Consider the following 16,451-nt stretch of genomic DNA (forward strand, 5'->3'; position numbering starts at 1 on the left):
GTGCGTGGGCGGGACAGGGGCACGCCGGCCGGCCGGCCGGCCCCTGGCTCGCCACCCGTTGGGCCAGCGCCATCGCGGTGGCTGGCTGCAGTTTCGGCCGCCATCCGATCGGCCAGGCTGGAGCGCCTGCTGCGCCCGCGCAGGGCCTCATGCTGCAGCGAGGCGCTGGCCCCCGCCGGGGCGCTGGCAGCGGGGGGCGCAGCAGGGGGCGGGAGCGGCGTTTCAGCCCGCGACGCGGCAGAGGACCGGCGAAACGGGCGAAACGAAAACAGTTTTGGCATGGAACGCGGCTCCCTTGATCATGGAAGCCGATGGTTCGCCCTTGTCCCGCCGAAACCTGGTCAGGATGCGAACGGATCGCCCCCTGATGCGAAGCCCGTGCATTGCCGGAATCCGCATATTCTTATCTGAAAATCGCTGGATGCCGGACCCTGGGGCACGGGCCCGCGCAGCTCACCCCCGCAGGCGCTCGATCAGTCCGTTGAGCGCCTCGATCGAGCCGAACTGGATCGCCAGCTCGCCCATCTCCTCGGTGCGGCTGCCGCGCTTGACGCGCTTCTTCACGCGCACCTCGACCTCGGCCATGAGCAGGTCGGACAGCTCCTCCTCCACCCGCTTGAGGTCGCGCGACTTGGCTTCCTTCTTGGGCTTTTGCGGCACCAGGCTGAACTCGGCGCCGATCTTCTTGACCAGGGCCTCGGCCTCGCGCACCGACAGCTTCTTGGCCGCGATCTGGTTGCCCGCCGTGATCTGCGCCGCGCGGTCCAGCGACAGCAGGGCGCGCGCATGGCCCATGTCGATGTCGCCGGCCATCAGCATCGTCTGCACCGGGTCGGCCAGGTTCAGCAGGCGCAGCAGGTTGCTGGCGGCGCTGCGCGAGCGGCCCACGGCCTGCGCGGCCTGCTCGTGCGTGAGGCCGAACTCCTTGACCAGCCGCGACAGGCCCTGCGCCTCCTCCAGCGGGTTCAGGTCCTCGCGCTGGATGTTCTCGATGAGCGCCATGGCGGCGGCGGACTCGTCGGGCACGTCGCGCACCAGCACCGGCACCTCGGCCAGGCCCGCCAGCCGCGCGGCCCGAAAGCGCCGCTCGCCGGCGATGATCTCGTAGCGGCCCGCGTGGTCGCCCTGCGCCAGCCGGCGCACCAGGATCGGCTGCATGATGCCTTGCGCCTTGATCGACTCGGCCAGCTCGTACAGCGCTCCCTCGTCCATGCGCGTGCGGGGCTGGTACGTGCCGGGCACCATGTCGGCCAGGGCCAGCGTGGTGGGGGTGCCTTCGGGCGGCGGCGGGGCGGCATCGCCCTTTTCCGCGACCTTGGGGCCCAGCAACGCTTCTAGGCCGCGGCCTAGGCCCTTGGGTTTCTTGGTGACCATGGTGGGTGTGCTTTCTATGTCGGTTCTCGAAGGAAGAAGGCCGGCGCGGGCAAGGGCCCTTCGTGCCGCCGGGAGAGATGCGGGGAATGCGTTCAGCGGTCGAGGATGACCAGGGTGCCGTGGCTGCCGGGCGCCACGGTGTGCGGCGTGCCCGCGGGAACGATGAAGACCTCGCCGGCCTGCACCATGTGGCGGGCCCCGCCGATCTCCAGGTTCATCTGCCCTTGCAGCACCAGCAGGGCCTCGTCGAAATCGTGGATCTCGTCGGGGTAGGCCTGCGCATCCATGCGCAGCACCTTCACCTGCGCGCCCGCGGCCACGCCGCACACCTGCGACCGCCAGGCCTGCGGGGCCGAGCGCGACAGCGCCAGCAGATCGATGGGAGCGGCCGGCGTCGTCATGCTGCAGGCCCCGGGGCCTGCAGCAACGGCTGCAGCCATGCCAGGCCCTCGCCCCAGTCCCCCAGGCCCGATTCGGCATTGATGTGGCCGAGCGCGCCCGCATCGACGAAGCGCGCGCCCCAGTCGCGGCCCAGTGCCTGCACGCGCTCGAAGCTGCAATAGGGGTCGTTGCGGCTGCCCACCAGCACGGCGGGAAAAGGCAGCGGCTGGCGCGCGATGGGGGCCCAGCCGGGCAGCAGGGACGCGATATCGGGGTGCTCCACGTCGCCGGGGGCCACCAGCAGCGCGCCACGCACGCGGTGGGCATTCTTGGTATGCGCCGCCCACCACGCGGTGAGGATGCAGCCCAGGCTGTGCGCCACCAGCACCACGGGGCCGCCGGCGTCCACCACGACCTCTTCCAGGCGGGCGGACCAGTCGCCGCGCAGCGGGTGCATCCAGTCGTGCTGCTCCACGCGCCGGTAGCCGTGCAGGCGCTCCCAGCGACTTTGCCAGTGGTCTTCCCCGGAGTTCTGCCAACCGGGAAGCAGCAGCACGTTGTCTGGTTTCATACTATGTTTTTGATAGCAAAAAGGGCAATAAATCCGCCGGCATGGGGGCGATCTGGCGCTAAAATCCGCTGCGGCCTACATGCGCTTGACGCGCTTGACCATCTCGCGGGCGAAGTCCACGAACGCCTGGCTGCCCTTGGCGGACGGATCGAACACCACGCCGGGCAGGCCGTAGCTCGGCGCCTCGGCCAGGCGCACGTTGCGCGGGATCACCGTGTTGAACACCTTGTCGCCGAAGTGGTCCTTGAGCTGCTCGCTCACCTGGCTTTGCAGCGTGATGCGCGGGTCGAACATCACGCGCAGCAGGCCGATGATCTGCAGGTCCTTGTTCAGATTGGCGTGCACCTGCTTGATGGTGTTGACCAGATCGGTCAGCCCCTCCAGTGCGAAATACTCGCACTGCATGGGCACGATGACGCCGTGGGCGCAGCACAGGCCGTTCAGGGTCAGCATGCTCAAGGACGGCGGGCAGTCGATGAGGATGAAATCGTAGTTCGCGTCCACCTCGGCGAGGGCGGCCTTCAGGCGGCGCTCGCGGTGATCCAGGGCCACCAGTTCCACCTCGGCGCCGGCCAGCTCGCGGTTGGCGCCCAGCACGTGGTAGCCGCACTTTTCCGACAGCACCGCCGCCTCCTTGACGGAAGACGACTCCAGCAGCACGTCGTACACCGTCAGCTCCAGCGCACGCTTGTCCACGCCCGAGCCCATGGTGGCATTGCCCTGCGGGTCCAGATCGACCATCAGCACCCCCTGGCCGATCTTGGCCAGCCCCGCGGCCAGGTTGACGGAGGTCGTGGTCTTGCCCACCCCGCCCTTCTGATTGGCAATGCAAAAAATCTTGGCCATGGCTGCTTTCGTTTCGCGGAAATTATTTGGAGAGGGCCAGCTTGATGCCGAAGCCGATGAGGAAGACGCCGGCGATCTTTTCGAGTCCGCGCGCGATCTTCGGGTTGGCGCGCATGCGCTCGGCCAGGCGGTGGGTCAGCAGCACGACGACGAGGCCGTACAGGAAGGTGAGCACCGCGATGGTGGCCGCCATGGCGCCGAAGGTCAGCAGGCCCTGGTGGCGCGCCGGGTCCACGAACAGCGGGAAGAACGCCATGTAGAACACGATGGCCTTGGGGTTGAGCAGCGTGATCCACGCCGCCTGCTGGAAGTAGTGCCGGGGCTCGATGTGGAGCACCGGCTGGCCGCCGGGCTGGGCGGTCAGCATCTTGAAGCCCAGCCACGCCAGGTAGGCCGCGCCCAGCCACTGCACGGCATGGAAGGCCGCCGGGTACGAGGCCAGCAGCGCGGCGACGCCCGCCACCGCCATCCACATCAGCACCTGGTCGCCGGCCATCACGCCCAGCGTGGCGGCCAAGCCTGCGCGCACGCCGCCCTTGCTGGTGGAGGTGATGAGCGCCAGGTTGCCGGGGCCGGGGATGGCGAGGAACAACACGATGGCTGCGACGAACGCGCCGTAATCTGCTACGCCAAACATGAAAGCCCCCCGAAAACTGGAGGAGCGAGTTTAAGCGACGGCCGGCGGCGCACCCGCCGGGCGGCGCATCCAGACGATGCAGCGCTCGGCATCCAGGCCGGGCACGGCGAGAGGTTCCACGTGAAACACCTGCACGCCCGCCGGCAGCGCGGCGATCTCGTCATCGGGCCGCTTGCCCTTCATGGCCAGCCACACGGCGTGTCCTGCCATGGCGCCGCTCGACCAGGTGGTGAAGTCCGGCAGCGAGGCGAAGGCGCGGCAGCTCACCAGGTCGTACGGCCCGGCCAGGGTCTCGACCCGGGCGTGGATGCCGTGCAGGTTGGGCAGGCGCAGCGTCACGGCGGCCTGCTGGATGAACGCCGCCTTCTTGGCCACGGTGTCCACGCAACTCACATCCAGGCCCGGGCAGCAGATGGCGAACACCACGCCGGGGAGCCCGCCGCCCGAGCCCACATCCAGCAGGCGGGGCGGCAACGCGGGGTTGGCATCCAGGTCTGCCGGTATCAACGCCAGTTGGCGGCGCAGTGGCGGCACCGCAGCGAGGCTGTCCAGCAGGTGGTGGGTCAGCATCTCCTGCGGGTCTCGCACGGCCGTCAGGTTGTAGACCTTGTTCCACTTCTGCAGCAGCGACAGGAATTCCAGCAACTGGCCGATCTGGGCGCTGCCGAGTCCCAGCCCCAGGGCCTGTGCCCCTTCGGTCAGCGTGCCTTCCAACGCCTGCGGGCTCATGCCGGCACCTGCGCAACCGCCGCCGCGGTGCCGAAGCCCTTGAACCCGCCCTTCTTCAGGTGCACCAGCAGCAGCGAGATCGCGGCGGGCGTCACCCCCGAGATGCGCGAGGCTTGGCCCAGGGTTTCCGGCCGGTGCTTGTGCAGCTTCTGGCGCACCTCGATGGACAGCGCGGGCACCTGGAGGTAGTCCAGCTCGGCGGGCAGGCGCAGCGTTTCGAAATGGGCCGCGCGCTGCACCTCGTCCTTTTGACGGTCGATGTAGCCAGAATACTTGGCGGCGATCTCCACCTGCTCGACCACCGGGTCCGCCAGTTCACCCAGTGTTTCACGTGAAACGTCCGGCGACGCCAACCGGCCGCCGTCCATGCCCATGAGCGTGCCGTAGTCCACTCCGGGGCGGCGCAGCAGGTCGAACAGGTTGTATTCATGCTCGATGGATCTGCCCAGCACCCGGGCCGACTCGTCGGCAGGCAGGCTGCGGGGGTTGACCCAGGTGCCCTTGAGGCGCTCTGTTTCACGTGAAACCGCGTCGCGCTTGCGGCTGAAGGCATCCCACCGCGCATCGTCCACCAGGCCCAACTGGCGACCGGCCTCGGTCAGGCGCATGTCCGCGTTGTCCTCGCGCAGTTGCAGGCGAAACTCCGCCCGGCTGGTGAACATGCGGTAGGGCTCGGTCACGCCCTTGGTAATGAGGTCGTCCACCATCACACCCAGGTAGGCCTCGTCCCGCCGCGGCAGCCAGGCGCCCCCGAAATCGTTGGCCTCGCCCTTGATCTGGCGGCACTGCAGCGCGGCATTGATGCCTGCGAACAACCCCTGCGCCGCGGCCTCTTCGTAGCCCGTGGTGCCGTTGATCTGACCGGCGAAGAACAATCCCTGCACCTGCCGCGTCTCGAACGTGCTCTTGAGCGAGCGCGGGTCGAAGTAGTCGTACTCGATGGCGTAGCCGGGCCGCAGGATGTGCGCGTTCTCCAGCCCCGCCATGCTGCGCACTAGGTCGTACTGGATGTCGAACGGCAGACTGGTGCTGATGCCGTTGGGATAGAACTCGTGCGTGGTCAGCCCTTCGGGCTCCAGGAAGATCTGGTGGCTGTCCTTGTCGGCAAACCGGTTGATCTTGTCTTCCACGCTCGGGCAGTAGCGAGGGCCGACGCCCTCGATCTTGCCGGTGAACATCGGGCTGCGGTCGAAGCCGCTGCGGATGATGTCGTGGGTGCGCTCGTTGGTGTGGGTCATCCAGCACGGCACTTGGCGCGGGTGCATGGCCGCTCCGCCGTGGGCATGCGCCATGAAGCTGAACACCGGCACGGCGCCCTCGTTCACGCCGCCGGGCATGCCGTCGCCGGGCTGCTCCTCGCAGCGGGAAAAGTCGATGCTGCGGCCATCGATGCGCGGGGGCGTGCCAGTCTTCAGCCGCCCCTGCGGCAGCTTCAGTTCCTTCAAGCGGGCCGACAGGCTGGCGGCCGGCGGGTCGCCCGCCCGGCCGGCGGCGTAGTTGTTCAGGCCCACATGGATCTTGCCGTCCAGGAAGGTGCCGGCAGTGAGCACCACGGTGCGGCTGCGAAACCGCAGGCCCACCTGCGTGACGGCGCCCACCACGCGGTCGCCCTCGACCATCAGGTCGTCCACGGCCTGCTGGAACAGCCACAGGTTGGGCTGGTTCTCCAGCATGCGGCGGATGGCGGCCTTGTACAGGATGCGGTCGGCCTGCGCGCGCGTGGCCCGCACGGCCGGGCCCTTGGAACTGTTGAGGATGCGGAACTGGATGCCACCCTCGTCCGTGGCCAGCGCCATGGCACCGCCCAGTGCATCCACTTCCTTGACCAGATGGCCCTTGCCGATGCCGCCGATGGAGGGGTTGCAGCTCATCTGCCCCAGCGTCTCGATGTTGTGCGTGAGCAGCAGCGTGCGCTGGCCCATGCGCGCGGCGGCCAGCGCGGCCTCGGTGCCGGCATGGCCGCCACCGACGACGATGACATCAAATTCCTGGGGGTACAACATGGGACTGCTCCGGGGCCCCGCGGGGCCGTTCATCGATTCGATCGCCGCCGCAGGGCGCGGGGCGTGCCCGGCAGGAGCGGCGCCGAAGGCCGGCCCTGGCAGGCTGGAAAACGCGTGATTTTCCCACTTCGGGCCCGCCCCTGCCACCGGTGCTGTTTCACGTGGAACAGGCGCCTTGCGACAACGGGTTTCTTGCAGGTTTCCTGCCCCATCGGTGTGCTTCAATCGCGGCCATGCAAAAACTCCTCGTCTTCGCGGGCAGTACCCGCCAGCAGTCGTTCAACCGCCGTCTCGCCCGCGCCACCGCCGACATCGCGCGCGATGCCGGGGCCGACGTGACGCTGCTCGAACTGTCGGACTTCGACATCCCCATGTACAACGCCGACCTGGAAGCCGCCGGCACCCCGCCCGACGTGCTGCGCCTGAAGGCTGCGCTGGACGCCCACCCGGGCTGGATCATCTGCTCGCCCGAATACAACGGCAGCTACACCGCCCTGCTCAAGAACACCATCGACTGGGCCTCCAGCCCCGTGGCCGGCCACCCGGTGTGGAGCGACGGCACCCGCCCCTTCCGCGGCAAGGTGGTGGGCATGCTGAGCGCTTCCAACGGCGGCCTGGGCGGCCTGCGCTCGCAGAGCCACCTGGCGCCCCTGCTCATCAACTTGGAGTGCTGGGTGGCCCCGCAGTCCTTCGCCCTGGGCCTGGCGGCCAGCGCCCTGGACGACCAGGGCACGCTGGCGCACGAGCCGCACCGCCAGCGCGTGCGCGCGGTGGTGGACCAGGTGCTGTGGGCGGCCGACCGGCTGGCCATGCCGGGCCTGCCCGCTTGAGGCAGGCCACCCAGGGATCTGGCCCGAACGGTGCCGCACCGCAATATCCACTAGGGCATTTAGCTATTATTTCGATAGCAAACCAATGGCAGATGCAGTCGTGACGGTTTGCCGGCCCGGCTGCGGCGCCTGCTGCACGGCCCCCTCGATCACCAGCCCGATCCCCGGCATGCCCCAGGGCAAGCCGGCCGGCGTGCGCTGCATCCAGCTGGACGATGCGCAGCGCTGCCGCATCTTCGGCCACCCGGGGCGCCCGGCCGTGTGCGGCTCGCTGCAGCCCGAGCCGGCCATGTGCGGGCCGGACCGGGCCCACGCCCTGCACTACCTGGGCCAGCTGGAGGCGGTCACTCGCCCGGCGCCCCCGCCTTCAGCGGCCTCGGCCGCTTCCGGCTAGCATGCAGAGCTTGTCCAACACCACACCTTCGGGTCATCCATGAAGCTCTACTACAGCCCCGGCGCCTGCTCGCTCTCCCCCCACATCGCCCTGCACGAAGCGGGCCTGGCCTTCACGCCCGTGCTGGCCAGCACCAAGAGCCACAAGCTGCAGGACGGCACGGACTACTACACGATCAACCCGCTGGGCTACGTGCCCCTGCTGGAGCTGGACGACGGTACCCGCCTGCGCGAAGGCCCGGCCATCGTGCAGTACATCGCCGACCAGGCCCCCCTCAAGAACCTGGCCCCCGCCAATGGCACCCTGGCCCGCTACCGCCTGCAGGAATGGCTGACCTTCATCGGCACCGAACTGCACAAGGGCTTCAGCCCCCTGTTCGGCACGTCCACGCCCGAGGAATACAAGACCACCGTGCGCGAAAAGCTCCTGTCGCGCCTGCAATGGGTGGACAGCCAGCTCGACGGCAAGGAATGGCTCATGGGCGAGCATTTCTCGGTGGCCGACGGCTACCTGTTCACCGTCGTGGGCTGGGGCAAGGTGGTGGGCCTGGACACGTCCCACCTGACCCACCTGTCGGCCCACCACGCCCGCGTGGGCGCCCGCCCTGCGGTGCAGGCAGCCCTCAAGGCCGAAGGCCTGCTCAAGTAAGCCAGACCAACGGCGGGGGTCGGGCGTGCCTTCGGTGCCTGGATCAGGCACGCCCCCCCTTCCACGGCACCAGCCGCGCCTCGGCCCAGCGCACGGCCAGGTCGAAGGACCAGGCCACCAGGCCGATCACCAGAATGCCCATCACCACCAGGTCGGTGCGCAGGAAGTTCGAGGCGTTGAGCACCATCTGCCCCACGCCCACGGTGGCGGCCACCATCTCGGCCGCCACCAGCGTCGTCCAGCCGAAGCCCAGGGCGATGCGCAGGCCCACCAGGATCTCCGGCAGCGCCGCCGGCACCACCACATGCCACACCACCTGCAGGCGGCTCGCCCCCAGCGAGGCCGCGGCATTGAGCTGCTCGGTGCTGGCGCTGCGCACGCCGGCCTTGGCGGCCAGGGCGATGGGCGCGAAGCACGCCAGGTAGATCAGCAGCACCTTCGACGCCTCGTCGATGCCCAGCCAGATCACGATGAGCGGCAGGTAGGCCAGGGGCGGCAGGGGCCGGTAGAACTCGATCGGCGGGTCGAACACCCCGCGCGCGATGCGGCTCACCCCCATGGCGATGCCCACCGGCACGGCCGTCACCGCGGCCAGGGCGAACGCGCCGAACACGCGCAGGGCGCTCCACTGCAGGTGCACCCACAGCGGCTCGCCGCCCTGGATCCGCCCGTGCCAGGCATCGAAGAACGCCCGCGCCACGGCGCTCGGCGCCGGCAGGAACAGCGGCGGCACCCAGCGCCAGTGCGTGGCGGCCCACCACAGGGCCAGCAGCGCCACGACGCACAGGGCGCTCAAGGCCCGGCTGCTGCCCGCACCGGGCCGCAGGAAGGGCGACACGGGGCGCACCGTGGCCGGATCGGGCTCCTCCGGAACGGGGGGCCGCAGCGCCGCGTCCTGCGGGGCCACCTGCTGCCCCATCCCGCCGCTCATGCCCCGGCCCCCACCGGCCCGGGCACCCCGGCCTGCGGTCCCACCCAATCGAGCACCCGCTCGCGCCAGGCGATGAAGTCCGGGCTGGATTTCACCGCGCGCGCCGCCTGGCCGCCCAGATGGGCGCGGTTGAACGCCAGGGCCTGCTCGCGCACGATGCGGCCCGGGCGGGGCGACATCACCACCAGGCGCGAGGCGAGGAACAGCGCCTCCTCCAGATCGTGGGTGATGAAGAAAATGGTCTTGCCCGTGCGCTGCCACAGCCGCAGCACCAGTTCCTGCAGCGATTCGCGCGTGAAGGCGTCGAGCGCGCCCAGCGGCTCGTCCATCAGCATCACGTCCGGGTCGCTGGCCAGCACGCGGGCAATGCCCACGCGCTGCTGCATGCCGCCCGACAGCTGCCACACGGGCGCCTGAGCGAACGCCTCCAGTCCCACCAGGGCCAGCGTCTCGGCCGCCACCGCCCGGCGTGTTCCACGTGGAACACCGCGCAGCCGCAGGCCCAGGGCCACGTTGTCGATCACGTTGAGCCAGGGCATCAGCGCATGCTTTTGGAACACCACGCCGCGCTCGGCCCCCGGCCCGCGCACCACGCGCCCGCCCAGCGCGATGTGTCCCGCCGAGGCCGGCGTGAATCCGGCAATGCAGTTGAGCAGCGTGGTCTTGCCGCAGCCCGATGCGCCCAGGGCGACAACGAATTCGCCCGCAGCGATGTCCAGGTCCACGCCGGCGAGCGCCAGCACCGGCGCGGCCCCGCGCGCCCCGGCGTAGCGCACGCTCAGGCCGCGGATGACCAGATCGCCCGCGCCATGGGCCACGGGTGGCAAGGCCGCAGGGTCTTCGCCCGCGGCCGGCAGGCTACTTCGCACGCTGCACCCAGGTGGGGTTCACGCCCACCGAATAGTCGGGCAGCACGGCCTGGATGGTGCCCTGCTCTTTCAGGAAGGCGGCCGTGGCGGCCAGCGACTGCGCCGCCACCGACTGCGCGCCGCCGCCCAGCCATTTCGGCGAGGCCTGCTCGGCCGGCGGCACGAAGGCATACAGCCCCAGGCTGGCAGGCACCGTGGGCGCCTCGGCGCCGGTCCACTTGGCCACCGCCTTGACCTGGGGCGAATCGGCCGTCCAGGCGGCCTTCTGGGCCGTGTACGCGCGGTCGGCATCGGCCAGTACCTGCACGAACTGGGTCAGGAAGGCGTCGTGCTCGCGCGCGAACGGCCTGGACACGGCCAGCGCGTCGAACGTGGCCTTGCCGGTCTGCGCGGCGATCTGGCCCGAGGTGGCGATCACCGTGCCGCTTTGCTTGGCCTTGGCCAGCACCGGGTCCCACACGAACGTGGCGTCGATGTCGCCGCGCTCCCACGCCGCCAGGATCTCGGGCGGGCGCAGGTTCACGATCTTCACGCCCTTGGGGTCCACGCCCGCCGCCTGCAGCGCCACCAGCGCGTGGAAGTGCGTGGTCGAGACGAACGGCAGGCCGATCTTCTTGCCCTTCAAGTCCGCCAGCTGCTTCACGCCCGAGCCGTTGCGGGCCACCAGGGCCTCGGCCTCGTGGATGTCGTCCAGGATCCAGAACACCTCGATGGGCACGCCCTGCGACAGCGCCGAGGCGAACGGCGAAGACCCCGCCTCGCCGATGTGGATCGCACCGGAGGCCAGTGCGCGCACCACCTCGGCCCCGCTGCCCAGCTTGCGGTAGGTGACCTGGTAGCCCGTGCGCTTTTCGACCTCCCGGGTCTCCTGCGCATAGCGCCACGGCACGACCATGTCCTGGTAGCCGATCACCACCTCCTTCTTGCCCTGCGCCCCGGCCGCCGCGCAGAACAAGGTGGCGCCCAGCAGGGCGGAAAGGCCGCGCACGGCGGCCCTGCGGGTGGCGGAGAACGGGGAAGGCATAGGGGGTTCCTTGGAGCAAAAGAGAGGGCACCCGCAACGGGCAGCCCCTGGGGCGCAGGGTGCGCGGGCCGGGCCGTCGATGGGCCCTTGCACAAAATTCTAGGAACCGGCCCCGGCGCCGCATGCGCCCGTTTCGCGCATCGATATCCGGAAAACGCGTCAGCGCGCCTGCGGCGCGAGAGGCGCAGCCGCCGCTAGCACAGTCGGCAAATCCTTGGGGTCGCCAGTGCACTGCAGCCTTCGGGAAATGGCGGTAAGTTCGTGTCCCTGGCTTGGAACGGGCCCGGCCCCGTGCCACCCCGGAGCCCAGGCCCCGTTTTTCCCCTGTCCCTCCAAAGAAAGCACCCTTGTCATGACGACTCTCTTCGATCCGGTCCAGGCCGGCGATCTGCACCTGGCCAACCGCATTGCCATGGCGCCGCTCACGCGCAACCGCTCGCCCGAGGCCATCCCGAAGGACATCACGGCCACCTACTACGCCCAGCGCGCCACCGCCGGCCTGCTCATCACCGAAGCCACCGCCATCAGCCACCAGGGCCAGGGCTATGCCGACGTGCCGGGCCTGTACGGCACCGAGCCGATGGCTGGAAGCGCGTGACCGAGGCCGTGCACGCACGCGGCGGCAAGATCGTGACCCAGCTGTGGCACGTGGGCCGCATCTCGCACAACGACCTGCAGCCGGACGGCGGCAAGCCCGTGGCCCCATCGGCCATCACCGCCAAGTCCAAGACCTACCTGGTGGACCGCGCGACTGGCAAGGGCCAGTTCGTGCCCACGTCCGAGCCCCGTGCGCTCGATGCGGGCGAGTTGCCCGGCATCGTGCACGACTACGCCGCCGCCGCGCGCAACGCGGTCGAGACGGCGGGCTTCGACGGCGTGGAGATCCACGGGGCCAACGGCTACCTGCTGGACCAGTTCCTCAAGACCGGCGCCAACCAGCGCACGGACGACTACGGCGGCAGCATCGAAAACCGTGCCCGCCTGCTGCTGGAGGCCACGCGCGCCGCGGTCGATGCCATCGGCGGCGGCAAGGTGGGCATCCGCCTGTCGCCCGTGACGCCGGCCAACGACATCGCCGATGCCGACCCGCAGCCCCTGTTCGACTACGTGATCCGCCAGCTCGCACCGCTGGGCCTGGCCTACATCCACGTGATCGAAGGCGCCACCGGCGGGCCGCGCGAAGTGGAAGGCCGCCCCTTCGACTACGCCGCGCTCAAGGCCGCCTACCGCGCGGCCGGCAAGGGCGCGTGGATGGTGAACAACGCCTACGACGGCGCCCTCGCCACCCAGGCGGTGGCCAGCGGTGATGCCGACATCGTCGCCTTCGGCAAGCCCTTCATCTCCAACCCGGACCTGGTCGAGCGCCTGCGCCAGAACGCACCGCTCAACGCGTGGGACCAAAGCACGTTCTACGGCGGCGGCGAGAAGGGCTACACCGACTACCCCACGCTGGCGGAAAAGGCCGCCTGACGCGCGCTGCAGCGTAAAGTGCCCGCTGGCACGGCCCGCCACGGCCCCGAAGGCCCGGCGGGCTTTTTTTCGTCCCCCCCCTTTTTTCACGGCACCTTTCCCATGGTCACCTGCTACCTGCGCTACGTCATCGACCCCCACCAGCTCGCCGAATTCGAGCACTACGGCAAGCTCTGGATCCCGCTGGTGGAAAAATTCGGCGGCCAGCACCACGGCTATTTCCTGCCGTCCGAAGGCGCGAACAACATCGCGCTGGCGCTGTTCACCTTTCCCTCGCTGGCGGCGTACGAGACCTACCGCGCGCAGTCGATGCAGGACCCGGAATGCCTCGCCGCCTTCCGCTACGCGCAGGAAACGCGCTGCATCCTGAGCTACGAGCGCAGCTTCTTCCGGCCCGTCTTCGAATGATGGGTGCGAAGCTTGATATTTAGTTACGTCATCTTGCAATTTTGAAGACTGCGTGCATCCAAACCTATTTATATTTCGTTCCGCTTGACAGAATTCAAACGCATTCAAAGGAAGGTTTTCCATGTCCAACGCCGTTCCCAAGGGCGACGCTGCTGAAAAATCGCAGGATGAACTCAGGGCGATGATCGAATCGTTCTTCCGGTTCGCTAATGTCCAATTGAACTGGGACGGCACCGTCAACGACGGCGTGGCCCTGGTTTTCCACCAGATGCTGTTGGCAACCGCCAAATGTTCCAACGCGATGTCTTTCGTTCCCCGCCCCGCAGGAGGGGCTATGGCTTGCCACCCAATTGGCAGCCATGGGCTACCGGAACATCGAGAACAAATTCAACTTGGCTTGTGCCAGAAAAGCCATTGGCAATTTCCGCTCCCCTTTTGAAATGGCATCCACGGGCATCGCGGCCCTGATGTTCATGCCATGCGCCTGAAGCCGCTTCTTTTCTGCGCACTGCTGCATGCATCGCTGGCCGGCCCCGCCTTCGCCAGCGAGAAGGGCATGCTGGAAGACCGCGATTGGCCACCCTACCAGCGTTGCTCCGGATGCGTGGCCTTGCAGTACGGGTGGCTGGAACTGAAAGTTCCCCAGCATCTGGTGGGCAAGTTCTTCGTACCGCCGGCGGGCGACCCTTTCATCGCTTTCGCGCCCACTGAAAATGGCTTGCTTGACGGCCCCCTAATTCAACTGAAGGAGTTCACCAAGCTGCAAGAGCTTTACCAGAAGCTCGGCGTGCTCGAAAAGCATGGCATCCAGACACCGCTGGCGTTCTACGAATTGCTGGGGCAGGCCAATTTGGGCGATCCCGTGATCGACCGGGCCCGCAAGGTCGAGGGCGTTGCGAATTCGGTGCGCTACGAGAAATTTTCCAAGGGCCCTTTCACCGCCATCCGCATCCAGGACATAGAGCCCGATTTGGACCGGCTGTACCTCTTCACCCCCGATCCTGAACACTACTACATGGTGTCGGGGCGCCTGTCGCCCGCGCTGTTCAGGCAACTGATGTCGCATCTGAAATTGGTCAAGTTCTGACCCGCAGCCGTGCATGCTGCGCATCCCGACGCGGGCACTGCACTCACCCAGCGAACACCAGTCGCACGCAAAGGCCTTCGCCCTGCGGCCCAGGCTCAAGCGCCAGGCGCACGCCCAGCAGTTCGGCGTAGCGCGCCACGATGGCGAGCCCCAGGCCCGCGCCCTGCCCCAGGCGCTCGCCCTCGCGGTCCTGGGCCCAGCGCTGCAGCAGGTCCGTGCGCTGCGCGGCCGACAGGCCCGGGCCGTTGTCGACCACGGCCAGCACGGTGGCTTCGCGGCCATCGACCGTGGCCTCGCGCGAGATTTCCACGGTCACGCGGGGCCGCGTGCCGGCCCCCGGGCGGCCGTAGCGCAGGGCGTTGTCGATCAGGTTGCCCAGCACCCCTTCGATGAGCAGCGGCTGGCCCTGCACGACCACGGGCTGGTCCAGGCCGGTGGCGCCCAGGTCCACGCCCGTCGCATCGGCGCGGGGCAGAAAGCGCAGCACGGCGTCGCGCGCCAGCTCGTCCAGGGCCACGGGCTGGCGGGGCATGGCGCCGCGGGCCTCGTCAGCCAGGGCCAGCGCGAGCAGCTGGTCCACCAGGTGGCTGGCGCGGGCCTCGCTGTCGGCAATGCCGGCCAGCTGCTCGCGCCACACGGCGGGGTCCCTGTGGGCCAGGCCATAGCCCGCCAGCGCGCGGATGCCCGCCAGCGGGGTGCGCAGTTCATGCGCCACGTTGCCGGCGAACTCGCGCTGCGCGCGCACCCCCTGGGCCACGCGCGCGAGCAGGTCGTTCACCGCGGCGCCCAGGTGCTGCACGTCGCGGGTGGAGGCCTCCACGGGCACGGGCGCCAGGTCGCGCGCGTCGCGGCGGTCCAGCGCCTGCTGGAACGCGGCCAGGGGCTGCAGGTCGCGCTGGATGGCGCGGCGCAGCCACACGGCCAGCGCCACCAGCAGCAGCAGTTGCGACACGCCCGAGTACAGCAGCACGCTGCGCAGCATGGCGCTGCGGCTGTGCACGGTCTGCGCGGTGACGACCTTGAACGGCAGGGGCTCGCGCACATCGAGCCGCACCGCGCGCAGCGCCCGGCCATGGAACTGGATGTCGGAGAACCGGTAGGCCTCGTCGCCGCGCGGCGGCGGCACCGGCATGCCGCCGGCATTGCCCGCCAGCATGGAGCCATCGGGCCGCAGCACCGCGAAGTACACCGTCTCCACCTGGTCGAACAGCACGGCCTTGACCTCGCGCGAGGTGAGCGCGAAATCGAGCGCGTCCCCCTTGGCGCGCACGTTGGCGGCCACCGCGTAGGCATCGTCGAGCAGTGAGCGGTCGAACGCGCGCTGGGTGAAGGCATTGGCCAGCAGCACCGAGCCGGCCGTGCCCACCAGCCACGTCAGGCCCAGCGGCACCAGCACGTGGCGCAGCAGCCGCGCCTGCAGCGAGCGGGGCTCGCGCTGCGCAGGCGCCGGCGGGGGCGAGGGGAGATGGGTGGCGGTCATGGCGTGCCGGGCCCGCCCGCCTCGGGCTCCACCATGTAGCCCAGGCCGCGCAGCGTGCGGATGCCCGCGCCGCTGCCCTGCAGCTTCTTGCGCAGGCGGGAGATGAAGGCCTCCAGCGCGTTGTCGCCCAGGGCCTCGTCGAAGTCGGAGAGCTTGTCCGACAGGGTGCGCTTGCTCACCACGCGCCCGGGCGGCGTCATCAGCTCCCACAGCACCTCGAATTCGCGCGCGGGCAGTTCGGCCGGCGCGCCGTGCAGGGTGAAGCGGCGCGCCCGGCGGTCCAGCACCAGGGCGCCGACGGCGGCACGGTCGTCCGCGCCCAGCGTGCGCCGGGCCAGGGCACGCAGGCGGGCCTCCACCTCGGCCAGATCGAAGGGCTTGCCCAGGTAGTCGTCGGCGCCGGCGTCCAGGCCGGCGATGCGCTCCTCGGTGCGGTCGCGCGCGGTGAGCACCAGCACCGGCGTGCGGTCGCCGCGGGCCCGCGCCGCGCGCAGCACGGTGAGGCCGCTGGCCGTTGCGCTGGTGAGGGCGCCGCCTGGCGGGCCGCCCTGCGGCAGGTTCAGGTCCAACAGCACGGCATCGAAGGGCTGCACGCTCCAGAAGTGGTGCGCCTCGGCCACGCTGGCGGCGGCATCCACGCGGTGGCCCGCATCGGTCAGGCTGCGCAGCATCACGCCGCGCAGCACGTCATCGTCTTCCACGACCAGGATTCGCATGGGTTGGGGCTGGGTTGTTGGGCGGCTGTGCGGTGCGCCGGGGCGAGGGGTAC

General features: G+C 69.5%; 18 protein-coding genes and 1 pseudogene. 7 read left to right on the forward strand and 12 right to left on the reverse strand.

The genetic code is table 11. The features are described 5' to 3' along the window. Positions 1 to 453 precede the first annotated feature (453 nt). From M5C96_RS26165 to mnmG, 7 genes are all read right to left on the reverse strand, one after another. A complete protein-coding gene (locus M5C96_RS26165) occupies positions 454 to 1,374 on the reverse strand; it encodes a ParB/RepB/Spo0J family partition protein (protein ID WP_272566274.1) in 921 nt (306 codons plus the stop codon). Between the two features lie 92 nt (positions 1,375 to 1,466). Beyond that, entirely contained in the window at positions 1,467 to 1,775 is a 309-nt protein-coding gene (locus M5C96_RS26170; protein WP_272566275.1) for a cupin domain-containing protein, read from the reverse strand. After that, positions 1,772 to 2,326 (reverse strand): RBBP9/YdeN family alpha/beta hydrolase, encoded by a 555-nt coding sequence (locus M5C96_RS26175; protein ID WP_272566276.1) that lies wholly within the window; start codon positions 2,324 to 2,326, stop codon positions 1,772 to 1,774. Before M5C96_RS26175 ends, M5C96_RS26170 begins: the two co-directional genes overlap by 4 nt. Before the next feature lie 75 nt (positions 2,327 to 2,401). After that, positions 2,402 to 3,172: a ParA family protein gene (locus tag M5C96_RS26180; protein WP_272566277.1), complete on the reverse strand. Its 771-nt coding sequence runs from the start codon at positions 3,170 to 3,172 to the stop codon at positions 2,402 to 2,404. Positions 3,173 to 3,194: 22 nt separating this feature from the next. Beyond that, positions 3,195 to 3,809 carry a LysE family transporter gene (locus tag M5C96_RS26185; protein ID WP_272566278.1) on the reverse strand — a complete coding sequence of 205 codons (615 nt, stop codon included), beginning with the start codon at positions 3,807 to 3,809 and terminating at the stop codon, positions 3,195 to 3,197. Positions 3,810 to 3,839: 30 nt separating this feature from the next. Then, a complete protein-coding gene (gene rsmG, locus M5C96_RS26190; protein ID WP_272566279.1) occupies positions 3,840 to 4,538 on the reverse strand; it encodes a 16S rRNA (guanine(527)-N(7))-methyltransferase RsmG in 699 nt (232 codons plus the stop codon). Next, positions 4,535 to 6,541, reverse strand: a complete 2,007-nt coding sequence (mnmG, locus tag M5C96_RS26195) for a tRNA uridine-5-carboxymethylaminomethyl(34) synthesis enzyme MnmG (protein ID WP_272566281.1) — start codon at positions 6,539 to 6,541, stop codon at positions 4,535 to 4,537. The genes rsmG and mnmG overlap by 4 nt, the downstream gene beginning before the upstream one ends. A 233-nt stretch (positions 6,542 to 6,774) precedes the next feature. Between mnmG and M5C96_RS26200 the strand changes: the two genes are divergently transcribed. The 3 genes from M5C96_RS26200 to gstA all read left to right on the forward strand — a co-directional run bounded on the left by M5C96_RS26200 (position 6,775) and on the right by gstA (position 8,413). Further along, complete coding sequence (locus M5C96_RS26200) at positions 6,775 to 7,371, forward strand: NADPH-dependent FMN reductase (RefSeq protein ID WP_272566283.1); 597 nt, start codon at positions 6,775 to 6,777, stop codon at positions 7,369 to 7,371. Between the two features lie 85 nt (positions 7,372 to 7,456). Further along, positions 7,457 to 7,765, forward strand: coding sequence for a YkgJ family cysteine cluster protein (locus tag M5C96_RS26205; RefSeq protein WP_272566285.1), 309 nt, complete (start codon positions 7,457 to 7,459; stop codon positions 7,763 to 7,765). Positions 7,766 to 7,804: 39 nt separating this feature from the next. Next, positions 7,805 to 8,413, forward strand: a complete 609-nt coding sequence (gene gstA / locus M5C96_RS26210) for a glutathione transferase GstA (RefSeq protein ID WP_272566286.1) — start codon at positions 7,805 to 7,807, stop codon at positions 8,411 to 8,413. Positions 8,414 to 8,456: 43 nt separating this feature from the next. Here gstA and M5C96_RS26215 read toward each other — a convergent pair whose 3' ends face one another. The 3 genes from M5C96_RS26215 to tauA are packed head-to-tail and all read right to left on the reverse strand — an operon-like array spanning position 8,457 to position 11,237. Continuing rightward, a complete protein-coding gene (locus M5C96_RS26215) occupies positions 8,457 to 9,344 on the reverse strand; it encodes an ABC transporter permease subunit (protein ID WP_442867342.1) in 888 nt (295 codons plus the stop codon). Beyond that, the gene (locus M5C96_RS26220) at positions 9,341 to 10,162 is read right to left on the reverse strand and encodes a taurine ABC transporter ATP-binding protein (RefSeq protein ID WP_442867412.1); all 822 of its coding nucleotides are present in this window, start codon (positions 10,160 to 10,162) and stop codon (positions 9,341 to 9,343) included. The genes M5C96_RS26215 and M5C96_RS26220 overlap by 4 nt, the downstream gene beginning before the upstream one ends. A gap of 40 nt (positions 10,163 to 10,202) precedes the next feature. Continuing rightward, the gene (gene tauA / locus M5C96_RS26225; protein ID WP_272566287.1) at positions 10,203 to 11,237 is read right to left on the reverse strand and encodes a taurine ABC transporter substrate-binding protein; all 1,035 of its coding nucleotides are present in this window, start codon (positions 11,235 to 11,237) and stop codon (positions 10,203 to 10,205) included. Positions 11,238 to 11,589: 352 nt separating this feature from the next. Here tauA and M5C96_RS26230 point away from each other — a divergent pair. The 4 genes and pseudogenes from M5C96_RS26230 to M5C96_RS26245 all read left to right on the forward strand — a co-directional run bounded on the left by M5C96_RS26230 (position 11,590) and on the right by M5C96_RS26245 (position 14,202). Next, positions 11,590 to 12,707: pseudogene (locus tag M5C96_RS26230) on the forward strand (alkene reductase). 102 nt (positions 12,708 to 12,809) lie between these two features. Then, complete coding sequence (locus M5C96_RS26235; RefSeq protein WP_272566289.1) at positions 12,810 to 13,115, forward strand: NIPSNAP family protein; 306 nt, start codon at positions 12,810 to 12,812, stop codon at positions 13,113 to 13,115. Between the two features lie 121 nt (positions 13,116 to 13,236). Continuing rightward, a complete protein-coding gene (locus M5C96_RS26240; protein ID WP_272566290.1) occupies positions 13,237 to 13,554 on the forward strand; it encodes a hypothetical protein in 318 nt (105 codons plus the stop codon). Positions 13,555 to 13,671: 117 nt separating this feature from the next. After that, complete coding sequence (locus M5C96_RS26245; protein WP_272566291.1) at positions 13,672 to 14,202, forward strand: hypothetical protein; 531 nt, start codon at positions 13,672 to 13,674, stop codon at positions 14,200 to 14,202. A gap of 43 nt (positions 14,203 to 14,245) precedes the next feature. Here M5C96_RS26245 and M5C96_RS26250 read toward each other — a convergent pair whose 3' ends face one another. Next, positions 14,246 to 15,682 carry a sensor histidine kinase gene (locus M5C96_RS26250; RefSeq protein WP_272566292.1) on the reverse strand — a complete coding sequence of 479 codons (1,437 nt, stop codon included), beginning with the start codon at positions 15,680 to 15,682 and terminating at the stop codon, positions 14,246 to 14,248. Then, positions 15,679 to 16,398 (reverse strand): response regulator transcription factor, encoded by a 720-nt coding sequence (locus M5C96_RS26255; RefSeq protein WP_272566294.1) that lies wholly within the window; start codon positions 16,396 to 16,398, stop codon positions 15,679 to 15,681. Before M5C96_RS26255 ends, M5C96_RS26250 begins: the two co-directional genes overlap by 4 nt. Positions 16,399 to 16,451 lie beyond the last annotated feature (53 nt).

It is taken from the genome of Acidovorax sp. GBBC 1281 (assembly GCF_028473645.1).
Taxonomy (GTDB): Bacteria; Pseudomonadota; Gammaproteobacteria; order Burkholderiales; family Burkholderiaceae_C; genus Paracidovorax.